Source organism: Actinomycetospora soli, assembly GCF_021026295.1.
GTDB lineage: Bacteria > Actinomycetota > Actinomycetes > Mycobacteriales > Pseudonocardiaceae > Actinomycetospora > Actinomycetospora soli.
Genome location: NZ_JAJNDA010000015.1, coordinates 75,056 through 89,925 on the forward strand (window position 1 = coordinate 75,056; position 14,870 = coordinate 89,925).

General features: G+C 74.5%; 16 protein-coding genes and 1 tRNA gene. 12 read left to right on the top strand and 5 right to left on the bottom strand.

Translation table 11 applies throughout. From position 1 onward, the window contains the following. Positions 1–20: 20 nt before the first annotated feature. A complete protein-coding gene (locus LN037_RS22625; protein ID WP_230757235.1) occupies positions 21–746 on the top strand; it encodes an arylamine N-acetyltransferase family protein in 726 nt (241 codons plus the stop codon). Then, positions 743–1,582 (top strand): 5'/3'-nucleotidase SurE, encoded by an 840-nt coding sequence (gene surE / locus LN037_RS22630; RefSeq protein WP_230757238.1) that lies wholly within the window; start codon positions 743–745, stop codon positions 1,580–1,582. The genes LN037_RS22625 and surE overlap by 4 nt, the downstream gene beginning before the upstream one ends. Positions 1,583–1,585: 3 nt before the next feature. Here the strand turns inward: surE and LN037_RS22635 are convergent, their stop codons facing one another. Beyond that, entirely contained in the window at positions 1,586–2,671 is a 1,086-nt protein-coding gene (locus LN037_RS22635) for a PLP-dependent cysteine synthase family protein (protein WP_230757508.1), read from the bottom strand. Positions 2,672–2,769: 98 nt separating this feature from the next. On the opposite strand from LN037_RS22635, the gene LN037_RS22640 reads away from it, so the two are divergent. The 7 genes from LN037_RS22640 (at position 2,770) to LN037_RS22670 (ending at position 9,484) form a co-directional block, all read left to right on the top strand. Beyond that, positions 2,770–2,843 (top strand) — tRNA-Thr (locus LN037_RS22640). Positions 2,844–2,913: 70 nt separating this feature from the next. After that, the gene (locus LN037_RS22645; protein WP_230757241.1) at positions 2,914–3,795 is read left to right on the top strand and encodes a chitosanase; all 882 of its coding nucleotides are present in this window, start codon (positions 2,914–2,916) and stop codon (positions 3,793–3,795) included. Positions 3,796–3,844: 49 nt separating this feature from the next. Beyond that, on the top strand, positions 3,845–4,750 hold the full coding sequence (locus tag LN037_RS22650) for a hypothetical protein (protein WP_230757244.1): 906 nt from the start codon (positions 3,845–3,847) through the stop codon (positions 4,748–4,750). A 228-nt stretch (positions 4,751–4,978) separates the two neighbouring features. Continuing rightward, positions 4,979–6,001, top strand: coding sequence for a 3-oxoacyl-ACP synthase III (locus LN037_RS22655; protein ID WP_230757252.1), 1,023 nt, complete (start codon positions 4,979–4,981; stop codon positions 5,999–6,001). Beyond that, positions 5,998–6,876: an alpha/beta fold hydrolase gene (locus tag LN037_RS22660; RefSeq protein ID WP_230757261.1), complete on the top strand. Its 879-nt coding sequence runs from the start codon at positions 5,998–6,000 to the stop codon at positions 6,874–6,876. The genes LN037_RS22655 and LN037_RS22660 overlap by 4 nt, the downstream gene beginning before the upstream one ends. Positions 6,877–6,884: 8 nt before the next feature. Continuing rightward, on the top strand, positions 6,885–8,492 hold the full coding sequence (locus LN037_RS22665) for a fatty acid CoA ligase family protein (RefSeq protein WP_230757268.1): 1,608 nt from the start codon (positions 6,885–6,887) through the stop codon (positions 8,490–8,492). Next, positions 8,489–9,484, top strand: coding sequence for an NAD-dependent epimerase/dehydratase family protein (locus LN037_RS22670; RefSeq protein ID WP_230757276.1), 996 nt, complete (start codon positions 8,489–8,491; stop codon positions 9,482–9,484). The genes LN037_RS22665 and LN037_RS22670 overlap by 4 nt, the downstream gene beginning before the upstream one ends. Here LN037_RS22670 and LN037_RS22675 read toward each other — a convergent pair. Both LN037_RS22675 and LN037_RS22680 read right to left on the bottom strand, forming a co-directional pair. Further along, the gene (locus tag LN037_RS22675; RefSeq protein WP_230757279.1) at positions 9,474–10,541 is read right to left on the bottom strand and encodes an extracellular catalytic domain type 1 short-chain-length polyhydroxyalkanoate depolymerase; all 1,068 of its coding nucleotides are present in this window, start codon (positions 10,539–10,541) and stop codon (positions 9,474–9,476) included. The genes LN037_RS22670 and LN037_RS22675 overlap by 11 nt on opposite strands. 58 nt (positions 10,542–10,599) lie before the next feature. After that, positions 10,600–10,992: a ribbon-helix-helix domain-containing protein gene (locus LN037_RS22680; protein ID WP_230757282.1), complete on the bottom strand. Its 393-nt coding sequence runs from the start codon at positions 10,990–10,992 to the stop codon at positions 10,600–10,602. A 148-nt stretch (positions 10,993–11,140) separates the two neighbouring features. Between LN037_RS22680 and LN037_RS22685 the strand changes: the two genes are divergently transcribed. Genes LN037_RS22685 through LN037_RS22695 form a run of 3 tightly spaced genes read left to right on the top strand, consistent with a single transcriptional unit; the run spans position 11,141 to position 12,820 of the window. Next, the gene (locus LN037_RS22685) at positions 11,141–11,515 is read left to right on the top strand and encodes a VOC family protein (protein ID WP_230757285.1); all 375 of its coding nucleotides are present in this window, start codon (positions 11,141–11,143) and stop codon (positions 11,513–11,515) included. Then, positions 11,515–12,372: a DNA-3-methyladenine glycosylase family protein gene (locus LN037_RS22690; protein ID WP_230757289.1), complete on the top strand. Its 858-nt coding sequence runs from the start codon at positions 11,515–11,517 to the stop codon at positions 12,370–12,372. The genes LN037_RS22685 and LN037_RS22690 overlap by 1 nt, the downstream gene beginning before the upstream one ends. Continuing rightward, positions 12,362–12,820 (top strand): MarR family winged helix-turn-helix transcriptional regulator, encoded by a 459-nt coding sequence (locus LN037_RS22695; RefSeq protein ID WP_230757293.1) that lies wholly within the window; start codon positions 12,362–12,364, stop codon positions 12,818–12,820. The genes LN037_RS22690 and LN037_RS22695 overlap by 11 nt, the downstream gene beginning before the upstream one ends. A 6-nt stretch (positions 12,821–12,826) precedes the next feature. Here LN037_RS22695 and LN037_RS22700 read toward each other — a convergent pair whose 3' ends face one another. Then, a complete protein-coding gene (locus LN037_RS22700; RefSeq protein WP_230757300.1) occupies positions 12,827–13,687 on the bottom strand; it encodes an SDR family NAD(P)-dependent oxidoreductase in 861 nt (286 codons plus the stop codon). A 170-nt stretch (positions 13,688–13,857) separates the two neighbouring features. Next, entirely contained in the window at positions 13,858–14,868 is a 1,011-nt protein-coding gene (locus LN037_RS22705; protein WP_230757304.1) for a YihY/virulence factor BrkB family protein, read from the bottom strand. Between the last annotated feature and the right edge of the window lie 2 nt (positions 14,869–14,870).

Genomic DNA, 14,870 nt, shown 5'->3' on the forward strand with positions numbered 1-14,870 from the left:
GGGCCGTGTATACCGGGCGCGTGGACGTGGACACATACCTCGGGCGCATCGGCGCGCACGAGGGCGACGACGTGGCGGTGCTGGCCGACCGCCACTTCCGCGCCGTGCCCTTCGAGAACCTGTCGATCCACCTCGGCGAGCCGGTCGACCTCCGCCCCGAGGCGCTGTTCGACAAGATCGTGCACCGGCGGCGCGGCGGCTTCTGCTACGAGCTCAACGGGCTGTTCGCCTGGTTGCTCGCCGAGCTCGGGCACGACGTCCGGTTCCTCGGCGGCGTCGTCCACACCCCGACCGGCGACACGGCCCCGCTGGCCCACATGGCGCTCACGGCGGGCGGACGGCTGGTCGACGTGGGCTTCGGCGGGTTCCTCGTGCTCCCCATCTCCCTCGACGAGCCGTCGACGCAGATCGACCCGCAACCCGACGGCGACGTCGAGGTGCGCAGCCCGGCGGGGAAGCCGGGCTACCGGCTGGAGCGGCGGGAACGGGCGCGCGACGACTTCGGCCCCACCTGCTTCTGGACCGCGACCCACCCCGACTCCGGGTTCACGCACGGCCCCACGTGCTCGCTCCCCACGGCCGACGGCGGACGGGTCACGATGGCCGGGGCGCACCGCATCGTCACCGCCCCCGACGGCACCCGCACCGAGGACGACCTGCCCGACGACGAGGCCCTCGCCGCCTACCGCGACCTGTTCGGCGTCGACCTCGACCGCCTCCCCGTCGCGCTCCACCCGCCGTCGTGATCGCCGCCCGGCTCGCGCTCGCCCTCGTCGGCGCCCTGCTCACCGGCGCCTGCGCGGCCACACCCGCTGCCGCACCGCCGCCCGCCGCGGCGCCGCGCGTGGCCGTACAACAGCCCGCGCCGCCCACCACCTCCACCGCACCCGCCCCGCTCCGCGTCCTCCTCACCGACGACGACGGGTGGGACGCCGGGGGCATCACCGCGATGCGGTCGGCCCTGCTCGACGCCGGGTACGACGTCACCCTCGTCGCGCCCGACGGGAACCGCTCCGGGGCGGGCGCCTCGTCGGACGGGCGGACGGAGCTCGAGGAGAAGGAACGCGGCGTCTACGCCGTCGACGGCTACCCGGTCGACGCGGTGCGGGCCGGCCTGGACCTCATGCGCGCGGACCCGCCCGACCTCGTCGTCTCCGGCACCAACCTGGGGCACAACTCCGGCACGGGCATCGTCGAGTCCGGCACCGTCGGCGCCGCCGTGACCGCCGCCCGCGCCGGCATCCCCGCGATCGCCTCGTCGACGCACCGTGGGCGGTCCGAGGACGACTGCGCCGCCACCGCCGCGTACGTCACCCGGCTCGTGCAGACGCTCGGCCCGCAGCTGTTCGCACCGGGCGTCGTCGTGAACGTCAACTACCCGGCGGGGGAGCGCGCCGACGAGGTCCGGGTGCGCGGCCCGCTCGCCGTCGAGCTGGACGGCGAGGAGATGACGGTGCCGACCGACGGCCCGGACGACGACGTCGACCTGCTCGACGACGGCGTCGCGACCCTGACCCAGCTCGACGTGGGCGGCTCCCCGTCGAACACGGTCGTCGACCGGCTGCGGGACGTCCCCGCCTGACCGTCAGGCCTCGAGCGCCGCCCAACCCGCGGCGACGGCCTCCGCGTACGGCGCCGGGTCGATCCCCTGCGCGTGCAGCCAGGCGTCGTTGCCGAAGGTGGCCCGGTAGCGGTCGGACCGGTCGCACATCAGGGTCACGACGCTGCCCTGCTCGCCCCGCGCGGCCATCTCGCCCAGCAGGTGCAGCGCGCCGAACACGTTGGTCCCGGTGGACGGCCCCGCGTCGATCCCGAAGCGATCCGCGAGGAACCGCATCGCCGCCACCGACCCGCCGTCGGGAACGCCGAGCATCCGGTCGACGACCCGCGGGACGAACGACGGCTCGACCCGCGGCCGCCCGATGCCCTCGATGAGCGAGCCCGGCCCGGTCGGCTCCTCCCCGGCGTAGTGGCGCAGGAAGGCCGAGCCCTGCGGGTCCACGACGGCGAGGCGGGTCGCGTGGCCGCGGTAGCGCAGGTAGCGGCCGATGGTCGCGCTGGTGCCGCCGGTGCCGGCACCGACGACGATCCAGGTCGGGATCGGGTGCGGCTCCTCGGCGAGCTGGTCGAAGATCGACTCGGCGATGTTGTTGTTGCCGCGCCAGTCGGTGGCGCGCTCCGCGTGCGTGAACTGGTCGAGGTAGTGCCCGCCGCGCTCGTCGGCGATCCGCCGGGCCTCGGCGTAGACCTCGCCGGGGGAGTCGACGAACGCGCACGTGCCGCCCTCGCGCTCGATCAGCCGCACCTTGCGCACGCTGGTCGACCGCGCCATCACCGCGACGAACGGCAGCCCGACGAGCCGCGCGAAGTAGGCCTCGCTGACCGCGGTCGAGCCGGACGAGGCCTCGACGACGGTCGTGCCCGGGCCGATGTCGCCGTTGCACAGCGCGTAGAGGAACAGACTGCGGGCGAGCCGGTGCTTGAGGCTGCCGGTCGGGTGCGTCGACTCGTCCTTGAGGTAGAGCTGGACCCCGCCCGACATCGGCGGCCGGAGGAGGTGCGTGTCGGCCGAGCGCCGGGTGTCGGCGGTGATCTGCCCGACCGCCCACGTCACCCAGGCGCGGTCGGTCGTCGTCGCCGGCAGGACGTCGCGGAGCTCCACGCCCCGCACCCTCTCAGGCGGGGCGGACACCCGTCCTCGACCGCTCGGGCCGCTGCCGACCCCGCCCGTCCGGGGTGCGGAGCAGGTCCCCTACACTTGGCCCTGCTGCCGCCTTAGCTCAGTCGGCCAGAGCAACGCACTCGTAATGCGTAGGTCTCGGGTTCGAATCCCGAAGGCGGCTCCGCAGGTCAGGGCCGGTCCGGACGCTTCCGGGCCGGCCTTTTCCGTTCCTGGAGGGGGAGGTCGTCCCGGTGCCCGTGAGGCGTTCGCCGCTCGCCGTGGCCGCCTGCGCCGCGGCGCTGCTGCTCGTGACGGCATGCGGCAGCGACCGGGCGCCGGTCGTCGCCCCCCTCGCCGCGACGCCGACGTCCGCGACGGCACCCGTCCCGCCCGCGACACCGACCGGCACCGCTGCCCCGGCGCCGACGGACCTCCACGACCCGGTGCTGAAGGACGTCGCGATGCAGCTGGTGTCCGCCGCCGAGAACTCGACGCTCGACTGGCGCTCGCAGTACGGCTACCTCGAGGACATCGGCGACGGCCGGGGCTACACCGGCGGGATCATCGGCTTCACGTCGGGCACCGGCGACATGCTGACGCTGGTCCGGAACTACACGGCCGCAGCGCCCGGCAACCCGCTCGCCGGGTTCCTCCCAGCGCTGAAGGCCGTGAACGGGAGCGCCTCGCACGACGGCCTCGGCGAGGCGTTCGAGGAGGCCTGGCGGGAGGCGGCGACCGACCGGCGGTTCACCGCCGCGCAGGACCGGCTCCGCGACACGGCCTACTTCGACCCGGCGGTGGCGGCCGCGAAGGCCGACGGGCTGCCGCCCCTCGGGCAGTTCGTCTACTACGACGCCATGGTGGTGCACGGGCCCGGCAACGATGCGCAGAGCTTCGGGGGCATCCGTGCGGCGGCGAAGAAGCAGGCGAAGGCGCCCGCCCAGGGCGGCGACCTCGAGGACTACCTCGCCGCGTTCTGGAAGGTCCGGATCGCGGTGATGCGCTCCGAGCCCGCCCACACCGACGTCACCCGCATCACCGACCTGCAGCAGAAGTTCGCACGCGACGGGAACTTCGCGCTGCGGACCCCGCTCTCGTTCTCGGTCTACGGAGACCCCTACACGGTCCCCTGAGCAGGGAAAATCCGTCGCGGCCCAGGCGTGCCGGACCCACGATGAACGCATGGCCGCACCTGACCGGGACCGTGCGCGCCGCGACGCGCTGCGTGTCGCGGCCGAGCTCGGACGCCCCTGCCCCGACCCCACCGCCCCGCTCGACGAGGCCGCCCGCCTGCTCGCGCGGTGGCGGACCGACGACGAGATCCGGGCGGCGCTGCGCCCGGTGTTCGCCGCGGCGGTGCCGCACCAGCGCGCCCTGATCGCGCTCGGCGACATCGACGCCTGGCTCCCCGACGGCCGGGTGGCGCTGGGGCACTGGGAGGCGGCGGTGTCCGGCCCCGACGCGGCACTGGCCGCCGAGGCGGCGTGGAAGGCCGCGCGTGCCCACCTCCGGGCGGGTCGCCCGGCGGAGGCCGCGCCGCTGCTCCGGCAGGCGGCCGCGGGTGGGTGGACCGAGGACGCCCAGGCCCGACGCCGGGCCGAGAAGGCCGCCGCGGTGGAGGCCGCGGCCCAGCGGGAGGGCGACCGCCTGCGGCGCGCGCAGCGCTGTCTCGACGCCGACGACCACGAGAGCGCCGAGGACGTGCTGCTCACGCTCGAACACCCCGAACCCGGGTTCAGCGGACTCCGCCACGGGGCGTGGGAGCAGGACCTCCGCGGCGAGATCGCCTTCCGCCGCGGTGACCTCGAGCGGGCGGAGGAGCACTTCGTCGCGGGCGGCGGACCGGGCCACCGACGTCGGGATCTCCGGCTCGCGCAGCTCGCGATCCTCCGGGGCGACGCTGCGGAGGCCTTCGAGCGGACCACGGGACTGACCGATCCCGACGACGAGGTGTCCGAGGAGGCCTGGCCGCTGCTCGTCCTCCACGCCGAGCTCATCGCTGCCGGGATGGACCACGACGAGGCGCCGGTGTGCGTGTGCGGCTGCTGCTGCGACGCCGAGTGCCAGGGATGGTGCGGCGGAGATTGATGGAAACATCGCATCGCCCTCGTCGCGGTACCCGGAAGTAGTGCCGTACGGTGCGCCGCTGCCGAATTCCCGAGCAGCGGCCACCGTTCGGACCACCGATCCGGACAGATCTTCCTGTTACCGCACGTTGCTTATGATCCCTGGTAACGGGAACGCGCGGTAAGGGGCACGCGTTGTCCGGAATACCTCTCATGGCGCCCCCACGAACAATCGCGCACTCTCGGATTCATGAGAGCGGCACAGCGCTACGACGACGTGGTGATCACGGGACTGGCGCACGTCGACGCGCCGCACGTGGTCACCTCCTCCGACCTCGAGGACCGGCTGGGCGGCACCCTGACGAGGCTCCGGATCACGCCCGGCCTGCTCGAGAAGCTGTCGGGCATCGTCGAGCGCCGGGTGTGGGACGACGGCACCATGCCGAGCGAGGTGGCCGCGCAGGCGGGGGAGAAGGCCCTCGCGAACAGCGGCGTCGCGCGGGACGAGATCGGCATGCTGATCAACACGTCGGTCTCCCGCGACCATCTCGAACCGAGTACCGCGAGCATCGTGCACGGCCGCATGGAATTGTCGCCCGAGGCGGGTAATTTCGATCTCGGCAACGCCTGCCTCGGATTCCTCAACGGCATGAACGTCGTCGCCACGATGATCGAGGCGGGCGAGATCGACCACGGACTCGTCGTCGCGGGGGAGACCAGTCGATTCGCGATGGAATCGACGATCGCCCGCCTCGCGGGCGAGGACGCGACCCGGCAGATGTTCCACCAGCAGTTCGCCACGCTCACCGTCGGCTCCGGCGCCGTCGCCATGGTCCTGTCCCGCGGCAGCACCGGCCACCGCTTCCTCGGCGGGCTCGGCCGCGCCAGCACGATGGGCAACGCGCAGCTCTGCGTCGGACAGGCCGACGAGATGCGTACCGACTCGGGTGGGCTCCTCGCCGCCGGGATGGAGCTCGCCGGGCGGGCCTGGAAGGACGCCGTCTCGGCCTTCGACTGGGACACCGGCTCCTACGACGTCTACTGCCTGCACCAGGTCTCGAAGGTGCACACCCGCGCCGTCGCCGACCAGCTCGGGCTCGACATCGCGCGCTTCCCCTCGCAGTTCCCGCACTTCGGCAACATCGGCCCGGCCGGGGTTCCGACGGTGCTGTCGAAGGCGGTCGAGGACGGCACCGTCACCGACGGCTCCCGCGTCATGCTCATGGGCGTCGGCAGCGGCATCAACGCCGCGGCGGCCGAGGTGATCTGGTGACCACCGGCTTCGCCCTGGACCACCGCACCGTCGAGATCGGCGGCCACACGATGGCCTACGTCGACGAGGGCGCCGGCACCCCGGTGCTGCACGTCCACGGCAACCCGACGTGGTCGTTCTACTGGCGCTCGCTGCTGACCACGCTGCCCGACGACGGGTTCCGCGCGATCGCGCCCGACCACATCGGCATGGGCCGCTCCGACAAGCCCGCGCTCGCCGACTACCCGCACACCCTCGCGCGGCGCGTCGCCGACCTGAGCGCGTTCGTCGAGCACCTCGACCTCGACGGGCCGCTCCACCTCGTCGTCCACGACTGGGGCGGCCCGATCGGCCTCTCGTGGGCCGCGGAGCACCTCGATCAGGTCGACCGGATCGTCGTCCTCAACAGCGCCGCCTTCCCGCTGCCCGCGGACAAGCGCATCCCCTGGACGTTGCAGGCCGCGCGCCTGCCCGTCGTCGGGGACGTCCTCGTCCGGCGGTTCAACGCCTTCTCCCTCGGCGCGCTCGCGCTGGGCAGCGGTCGGCCCTGGCTCGGCGCCGAGGCCCGCCGCGGCCTGCTCGAGCCGTACGACTCCCCGGAGCACCGCGTCGCCGTCCACGCCTTCGTCCAGGACATCCCGACCGGTCCCGCCGACCCGGCCCACCCGGTGCTGGTCCGCCTGGCCGAGCGGCTCCCCGAGCTCGACACCCACCCGGTCCAGGTGCACTGGGGGATGAAGGACCCGGTCTTCGACGAGACGATCCTGCGCCACCTCGTCGCGCACCTGCCCCACGCCGAGGTGCACCGCTACCCGGACGCCGGGCACTACGTCCTCGAGGACGCCGCGGACCGGATCGTCCCCCGGGTCCGGCGCTTCCTGACGGCGGGTCGGTGAGGGCTGCGATGACCGCCGAGAGCCTCGACGGCATGCTCGCCGAGCACGCCGTCGCCCGCTCCCGTGCCGCCGCGCTCGTCCTGCCGGCTCCGCTCGGCCGCACGCGCACCGTCACCTTCGGCGCCCTGCAGCGTCGGGTGGCCGACGCCGCGGCGGGGCTCCTCGCCGCCGGGATCGGCCCCGGCACCCGAACCGCGCTGCTCGTGCCGCCGACCGCCGACTTCTTCGTCCTCGCCTACGCCCTGCTGCGGGTGCGGGCCGTTCCCGTCGTCGTCGACCCGGGCATCGGGCTGGACCGGGTGCGCTCGTGTCTGAACGAGGCCGCACCCGAGGCCTTCGTCGGGATCGCCAAGGCGCACCTCGCCCGGCGCGCGCTGCGGTGGTGCCCGTTCGCGCGGATCGCGGTCACCGCCGGCCCGGTGCCGGTTCCCGGCACGCTCTCGCTGCGTCGGCTGGAACGGGCGGGTTCCCGACGCCGGGCCCTGCCGCCGCTCCCGCGGCCCGCGGGCACCCCCGCCGCGATCCTGTTCACCAGCGGCAGCACCGGCCCGCCGAAGGGCGTCGAGCACCACGAGGAGGGGCTGCTCGCGCAGGCCCACCTCGTGCGCGACCTCTACGGCCTCGGTCCCGGCGACGTCAGCCTGGCGACGTTCCCGCCGTTCGCACTGTTCGGACCCGCCCTCGGCATGACGACCGTGGTGCCGCGGATGGACCCGACGAAGCCGGGGAAGGTCGTGCCGTCGCGGCTGGTCACCGCCGCCGAGCGGACCGGGGCCACCGTGATGTTCGGCTCGCCCGCCGTGCTCGACCGGCTCGGCCGCGGCGCCCCGGCCGACACCCACCTGCCGACGCTGCGTCAGGTCATCTCCGCGGGCGCCCCGGTGCCGCGCGACGTGCAGCGCCGCGTGCTGGCGCTGCTGCCCGACGGCGCGCAGGTGCACACGCCCTACGGGGCCACCGAGGCGTTGCCCGTCGCGTCGATCGGCAGCCACGAACTGCTCGAACTGCCCGACGACGGCATCTGCGTCGGGCGCGCGGTCCCGGGCGTCGACGTCGCGCTCGTGCGCCCGACCGAGGGGGCCGTCACCCGCCTGGAGCCGTCGATGCTGGTCGGACACGGTGAGGTCGGGGAGGTCGTGGTCCGCGGACCCGTCGTCAGCCCCGCCTACGCCGAGCGCCCAGAGGCCACCGCGGCCGCGAAGCTCTCGTGGGACGGCCGACTCGCCCACCGCACCGGCGACCTCGCCTCGCTCGACGACGCCGGCCGGCTCTGGTTCGCCGGGCGGGTGGCGCACGTGGTGCACACCGCGGGTGGGCCGCTGTACAGCGTGCCGTGCGAGGAGGTGCTGAACCGCCATCCGGCGGTCCGGCGCACGGCCCTCGTCGGGACCGGCCCGTCGTCGGACCGCACGCCCGTCGCGGTCGTCGAGCTGCTCGAGGGCGGGCGCTGGACGCCGGAGCTCGTCGACGAGCTCCGGGCGCTGGCCGCGAGCGACCCGCGGACGAAGCCGATCGAGACGTTCCTGCTGCACCGGGCGCTGCCGGTCGACCCGCGGCACAACTCGAAGATCGACCGGGAGGCGCTCGGGCGCTGGGCGGCGGGGGAGCTCGGATGAGGGCCCTCGTGACCGGCGGCGGCGGCTTCCTCGGCGGTGCGGTGGTCGACGCGCTGCTCGCGCGCGGCGACGACGTGACCAGCGTGGCCCGCGGCGACTACCCCGCGTTGCGGGCCCGCGGGGTGGCGACGATGCGGGGCGACCTCGCCGACCCCGCCGTCGCCCGCGCCGCTGTGGCGGAGGTCGACGTGGTGTTCCACGTCGCGGCCCGGGCGGGCATCTCCGGAGCGGCGTCGTCGTACCGGCGCAGCAACGTCGACGCGACGCGGGCCCTGCTCGACGCCTGTCGGGCGGCCGGCGTGCGGCGGTTCGTGTTCACCAGCACGCCGAGCGTGGTGCACGCCGGCGCCGACATCCGCGGCGGCGACGAGTCCCTGCCCTACGCCACGCACTACGACTCGCCGTACCCGGAGACGAAGGCCGAGGCGGAGCGGCTGGTGCTGGCGGCGAACTCGCCCGACCTCGCGACCGTGGCGCTGCGCCCGCACCTCGTCTGGGGGCCGGGGGACACGCAGCTGGTCCCGCGCATCCTCGACCGCGCCCGGTCGGGACGGTTGCGCCTGGTCGGCGACGGCGCCGCCGTCATCGACACGACCTACGTCGACGACGCCGCGCAGGCCCACCTCGACGCCGCCGACCGGCTCGTCCCCGGTGCCGCGTGCGCCGGGCGGCCGTACTTCATCACGTCCGGCGATCCCCGCCCGGTGCACGAACTGGTCAACGGCATCGTGACGGCGGGCGGGCTGCCGCCCGTCTCGGCGACCGTCCCGCTGCCGGTGGCGGTGGCGGCCGGCGCCGTGGTGGAGACGGTGTGGAAGGGGCTGGAACGGATCGTGTCGGTGGGTGACCCGCCCATGACCCGCTTCCTCGCCCGGCAACTCGCGACCGACCACTGGTTCGACATCTCGGCCGCGAAGCGGGACCTGGGCTACGCGCCGCAGGTCCCGCTGGACGAGGGGTTCGAACGGTTGGCCGCCGCGCTCAGCGCGTGATCTCTGCGAGGAACTCCGCCATCGCCACGCTCGCGTCCGGGCCAGCCGGGTCGGTGTAGGACCCGCCGGCCCGGCCGCCCGACCAGGCGTGTCCGCTGCCCCGCACCGTCCAGTGCTCGGCGCGGACGTTCCCGTCCCCGTCGGTCCACCGCTCGCGCGTCCAGTCCCGAGCGCCGTGGCCGTGCTCCACGGTGCGGGCGCAGCCGGGGTGGTCGGCGAGGGCGGCCTCGACCGCGCGGCTCCCGTTGACCGCGGCCACCGTCGGGTCGTCGGCCCCGTGGAACACGATCGTCGGCACGGACGTCGCCGGCACCCGGTACGGCGCCCCGCGCATCGCCGCGAAGGCCGACCCGACGTCGCGCGCCGCGCCCGCCGGCAGCCCGGAGTGGATCCCGACGCCGGCGACGAGGTCGGGGTAGGCCGCACCGATCACCGCCGCCATCGCGGCCCCGGCGGAGAAGCCGGCGACGAACACCCGGTCGCGGTCGACGCCGTGCGCCGCCGACACCTCGGCGATGACGGCCGCGATCAGCGCGGCCTCCCCGTGCCGGCCCTGGTGGGCGGGCTCGAACCAGTTCCAGTAGCCCATCGCGTTCGCCGACCGGGACTGCTCCGGGTAGGCGACGAGGAACCCCTCCCGCTCGGCCAGGTCGTCCATCCCCGTGGCCGCGGCGAACGTGTCCGCGTCCTGCGTGCCGCCGTGCAGCATCACGAACAGCGGCGGGCGTTCCTGCGGTCGCGTCGGCCGGACGAGCCGGTAGGCCCGGGTCCCCGCGGGCCCGCTCACCGTGCCGCGGGAGATCCGTCCCGACGACGGGTCCGGCCCGGCCGCACGCGGGCCCGCGGAGAAGGCGCCGGGCATCGTCGGGAAGACACCGGTCGTGGTGGGGACGCTGCCCGCGCCCTGCAGGACGGTCATCGCCTCGGTCAGCCGGCCGGCGCGGGTCAGGCGGGTGGCCTCCGCCATCCTGGCCGACTGCGGGCCCCCGGCCGTCGGGAGGCGGGAGCAGTGGTCGACGAGCGCGCGGACGAACCGGCGGCCTCGTGGTGAAGTCATGCGTCGTCCCTTCGGACGAGGTGCGTGGCGAGGGGAGGTCCCCGACGCCGCCGGCGGCTCACACGATCCGCGGGCCCAGGGCCGCCTTGACGGCCCGGCTCGCGCGGAACGCGCCGAGGACCTCGACCGAGGCGATGGTGGCCACCGCCAGGTCGGGCGAGACGTCCTCGGCGAGGCTCGCCAGTCCCAGCACCCGGATGTGGATCTGCTCGCCCCGGTCCTGCAGGGCCTGCAGGTCGGCGCGGGAGAAGTGCTGGGTGCCGAGCACCAGGGTCCGGCGGGCCACCGTGGTCTCGAGGGCCGGGCCGTTGGCGTTCAGCTGGTTGCGAATGGCGGTCCGGATGAAGTCGGTCCGGGTCGTGTAGAAGCCCTCCTGCACGAGGAGGTCGATGTGCCCGAGATCGACCAACCCGAGGTTGACGGTGATCTTCTCGGTCTTGTCCTCCCCCACGACCCGCCTCTCGTCATCCGTGGACCATCCAACTGGATGGTGCACGGAGTCCGGCCCGTTCGCAAGACCTCGCCCTTGCGCGTGTCAGGGGCCTGACATAGCTTCTCGTATGTCAGGCCCCTGACATCGCTGTCCCCGAGGAGTCCCCATGCCCGCCGTCACCGGCCCGTCCTTCCTCGCCCTCCAGGTCCGTGACCTCGACCGGGCCGCCGCCTTCTACGAGACCCGGCTCGGGCTCCACCGCGCGCCCGCGTCCCCGCCGGGAGCGGTCGTCTTCACCACCAGCCCCGTGCCGTTCGCCGTCCGCGAGCCGCAGCCGGGGGTCGACCTGGACGCGACGTCGCCCCGCCCGGGACACGGCGTCGCCCTCTGGCTGGCGGCGGACGACGCCCAGGGTCTGCACGACGCGCTCGACGCGGCGGACGTCCCGATCCTCGCCGACCCCGTCGACGGGCCCTTCGGTCGCCAGTTCACCTTCGCCGACCCCGACGGCTACGCCGTCACGGTCCACGAGCAGGCCTGATGCGCACGCTGGAGACGACCGTCGAGGTCCGAGGCCCGTGGTCGCTCGCCACCGGCGCCGCCTTCTGGGAGGGCTTCGCCCCGGCCGCGCTCCCCCCGGCCGCGGGGGGCCACCTGACCACGACCTTCCGCAGCGACACCGACTGGACGCCCGTCCACGCGGAGGTCGCCCAGGACGGCGACGTCGCGCGCGTCCGGGTGCGCGGCGCCGGGGACCTCGAGGCGGCGGCCGCGCAGGTCGCACGCTTCCTGGCCCTCGACGTCGACGCGAGCGGCTGGCCCGGGATCGGGGCGGCCGACCCCGTGATCGGGCAGGCCCAGCGGGCGTTGCCGGGCCTGCGCCCCTGCGGCTTCCACTCGCCGTACGAGGCGGCCGCGTGGGCCGTCCTGGCGCAACGCCTGCGGATCGTCGTGGCGGCCCGCCTGCGCACCGAGCTGATCGGGCGCCACGGTGACGAGGGCGCCTTCCCGGCCCCGGCGGTGCTGCGGGGACTGGACCTGGACCTGCCCGGCCGGAAGGCGGAGTACCTGCACGCGGTCGCCGACGCGGCGCTCGAGGGGCGGCTCGACGGTGCCGCACTGCACCACGCCGACCCCGAGCGGTCCGTGGCCGACCTGCAGCAGATCCGGGGCATCGGGCCCTTCGCGGCCGAACTCGTCGTGCTGCGCGGGGCCAACGCCCCGAACGCCGTGCCCCGTCACGAACGCCGCCTGGAGGCCGAGATCGTCGAGCGGTACGGCCCGGGGGCCGACCTCGACCGGATCGCCGAGGCGTGGCGGCCGCTGCGGACCTGGGCGGCGGTCCACCTGCGGGCCCTGCGCGAGGAGCGGACGAGGGAGATGGCCGGTGTCCGATGACCGGGACGTCGCGCCCGAGGGCGGCGTCGGGGACCTGGAGGGCTCGGTGGGCTACGCGCTGAAGCTCGCCGCCACCGCGTTGCGGGTCGCCCTCGACCGGGACCTGCGTGCGCTCGAGCTGACGGTGTCGCAGTACTCGTGCCTCGAGGTCCTCGGCCAGCGCCCCGGGCTCTCGAACTCCGAGCTCGCGCGGGCCACCTTCGTCACCCGCCAGACGATGAACGAGGTCCTCCGCGGGCTCCAGGCGCGGGACCTGCTGACCCGCCCCGCCACCGCGACCAGCGGGCGGTCCCGTCCCGTGGAGCTCACGGCGGCCGGCCGCCGCGCCCTGGCGGAGGCGAGCGCCGTCGTCGCGGCCGTGGAGCAACGCATGGTGGCCGCCCTCCCGGCCGGGCGGCGGGCCCGGTTCCTGGAGGACCTCCGACACTGCGTGCAGGCCCTCGGGTAGAGCGGGTCAGCGACCGCCGAGCACCTTCCCGCCGAAGCGCACGAGGGCGGCCGGGTAGAAGCGGGGCACGAGGCGCACGAAGAGGTCGACCAGCTTGGCGTCGTTGCCGACGAGCACGCGCGGCTTCCCGCCCTCGACGCCGTCGACGACGATCGTCGCGGCCTGGTCGGCGGGCATCTTCAGGAGCTTCTCGTTGTAGGCCTTCACGCGCGCCTCGTCGGCGGCGGTGGTCTGCCCGGCGGCGGAGCCGCGCTCGAAGGCGGCGGTCGCGATGTTGGTCTTCACCCCGCCCGGGTGCACCACCGTCACGGCGACGGGCGCGCCGCTCGCGAGCATCTCCGCGCGCAGCGTCTCGGTGAAGCCCCGGACGCCGAACTTCGCGGTGCAGTACGCCGACATGCCGGGCTGCGCCATGATTCCGTTCAGCGACGACACGTTGACCACGTGCCCGTCGCCCGACCGCACGATCGCGGGCAGGAACGCCTTGGTGCCGTTGATGACGCCGAAGAGGTTGATGCCGAGCACGTGGTCGTACTCCGACCACTCGCCGTCGAGCACCGTGCCGGACGAGGCGATCCCGGCGTTGTTGTAGATCTGGTGGACCACGCCGTAGTGCTCCTCGACGGCCGCGGCGTAGGCGACGACCGCGTCCCGGTCGGCCACGTCCAGCCGCGCCGTGTGCACCTCGGCGCCGAGCGCCTTGGCCTGGTCGGCGGTCTCGGTCAGGCCGGTCTCGGTCAGGCCGGTCTCGTTGACGTCGGAGATGGCGAGCCGTGCGCCCCGTCGGGCCAGCTCGAGCGCGAGCCGGCGCCCGATGCCCGACCCGGCCCCGGTCACGACCGTGACCTTGTCCCGCACGCTGCTCATCGCTGTCGGCCTCCTCGACGTCGTCGGTACGAATCCGTACCGCTCTGAGACGGTACGTCAGCGTACCGGGCGGGCGCAACCGCCCGTCGACGATGCGGCGTTCCTGCCACTGGATGACAGCAACGACGCTTTCCTGCCACCGGAAGGAGGGAGGGCGGGAGGGAAGGGGGTCAGAGCTCCGGCCGCTCCTCACCACGTGGGGGCGTGGCGGTCGGGTCGAACTCGACGTCGATCGTCTGGAACGACTTGAGCCGTTCCGCCGCGGCGTAGGCGGCGTAGGCGCGCTCGTCGGCCGGGGTGGTGTCGGTGTCGTCCGGGAAGGCCGAGAGCAGGCTGCGGGGGTACAGGCGGAGCACACGCACGGTGTTGAGCTCGGCGCAGAAGAGGGCGACGACCGCGCTCAGGTAGATCCACGCGAGCAGGCCCAGCACGATGCCGAAGATCCCGTAGCTCGCGCTCATCCCGCGCAGCTGGTACTGCACGAGGTAGGCGCCGAGGGTCTGCAGGACGTACCAGGCGAGGGCGGCGAGCACCGCCCCCGGCAGCACCTGGCGCATCGTCAGCGCCCGCGGCGTGAGGAGCCGGAACGCGAGCACCACGAGCGCCGCGTTGACCCCGATCCCGGCGACGGTGACGAGGATGCGGCCGCCCACGTACAGCGGCGTCGGGAGCCCCGCGAGCACACCGCCCAGCGCGGTCAGCGCGGCGGCCGCGACGATCGCGGCGGCGAGCACCACGACGGCGAGCGCCCCGCGCGCGTACGCCGTGGGCAGGGCCGGCCGCTCGGCCTTCGGCACCACCCACATCCGGGCGAAGGCGTTCTGCACGGCCACGGTCACGCCGAGCCCGCCGTAGAGGCTGACGACGATCCCGACGACGAGCGCGCCGACGCTGCCCTGAAGCGAGCGGACGTTCTCCCCGATCTGGTCGCCGACGATCGGGAAGTTCCGCAACGCGGAGTTCACCAGGGCCTGCTGCAGCGCCGGGTCGTCCTGCAGGACGAAGCCGAGCACCGTCAGCGCGAGGAGCAGGAGCGGGAACAGCGAGAGGAAGCCGTAGTAGGTGATCAGCGCGGCGAGGTAGGTGCCCTCGTCGTCGATGAACTTCCACAGCACTGCGATCGGCAGGCCGGCCCAGCGGTGGCGGCGCTGGAAGCCGTCGAGCGCGCCGACCACCCCCACGG

Excerpts from the sequence above, each read along its gene's own strand:
- LN037_RS22650 (WP_230757244.1), top strand. The coding sequence starts at position 3,845 with ATGGCCGCACCTGACCGGGACCGTGCGCGCCGCGACGCGCTGCGTGTC.
- LN037_RS22655 (WP_230757252.1), top strand. The coding sequence starts at position 4,979 with ATGAGAGCGGCACAGCGCTACGACGACGTGGTGATCACGGGACTGGCG.
- LN037_RS22665 (WP_230757268.1), top strand. The coding sequence starts at position 6,885 with ATGACCGCCGAGAGCCTCGACGGCATGCTCGCCGAGCACGCCGTCGCC.
- LN037_RS22670 (WP_230757276.1), top strand. The coding sequence starts at position 8,489 with ATGAGGGCCCTCGTGACCGGCGGCGGCGGCTTCCTCGGCGGTGCGGTG.
- LN037_RS22675 (WP_230757279.1), bottom strand. The coding sequence starts at position 10,541 with ATGACTTCACCACGAGGCCGCCGGTTCGTCCGCGCGCTCGTCGACCAC.
- LN037_RS22685 (WP_230757285.1), top strand. The coding sequence starts at position 11,141 with ATGCCCGCCGTCACCGGCCCGTCCTTCCTCGCCCTCCAGGTCCGTGAC.
- LN037_RS22690 (WP_230757289.1), top strand. The coding sequence starts at position 11,515 with ATGCGCACGCTGGAGACGACCGTCGAGGTCCGAGGCCCGTGGTCGCTC.
- LN037_RS22700 (WP_230757300.1), bottom strand. The coding sequence starts at position 13,687 with ATGAGCAGCGTGCGGGACAAGGTCACGGTCGTGACCGGGGCCGGGTCG.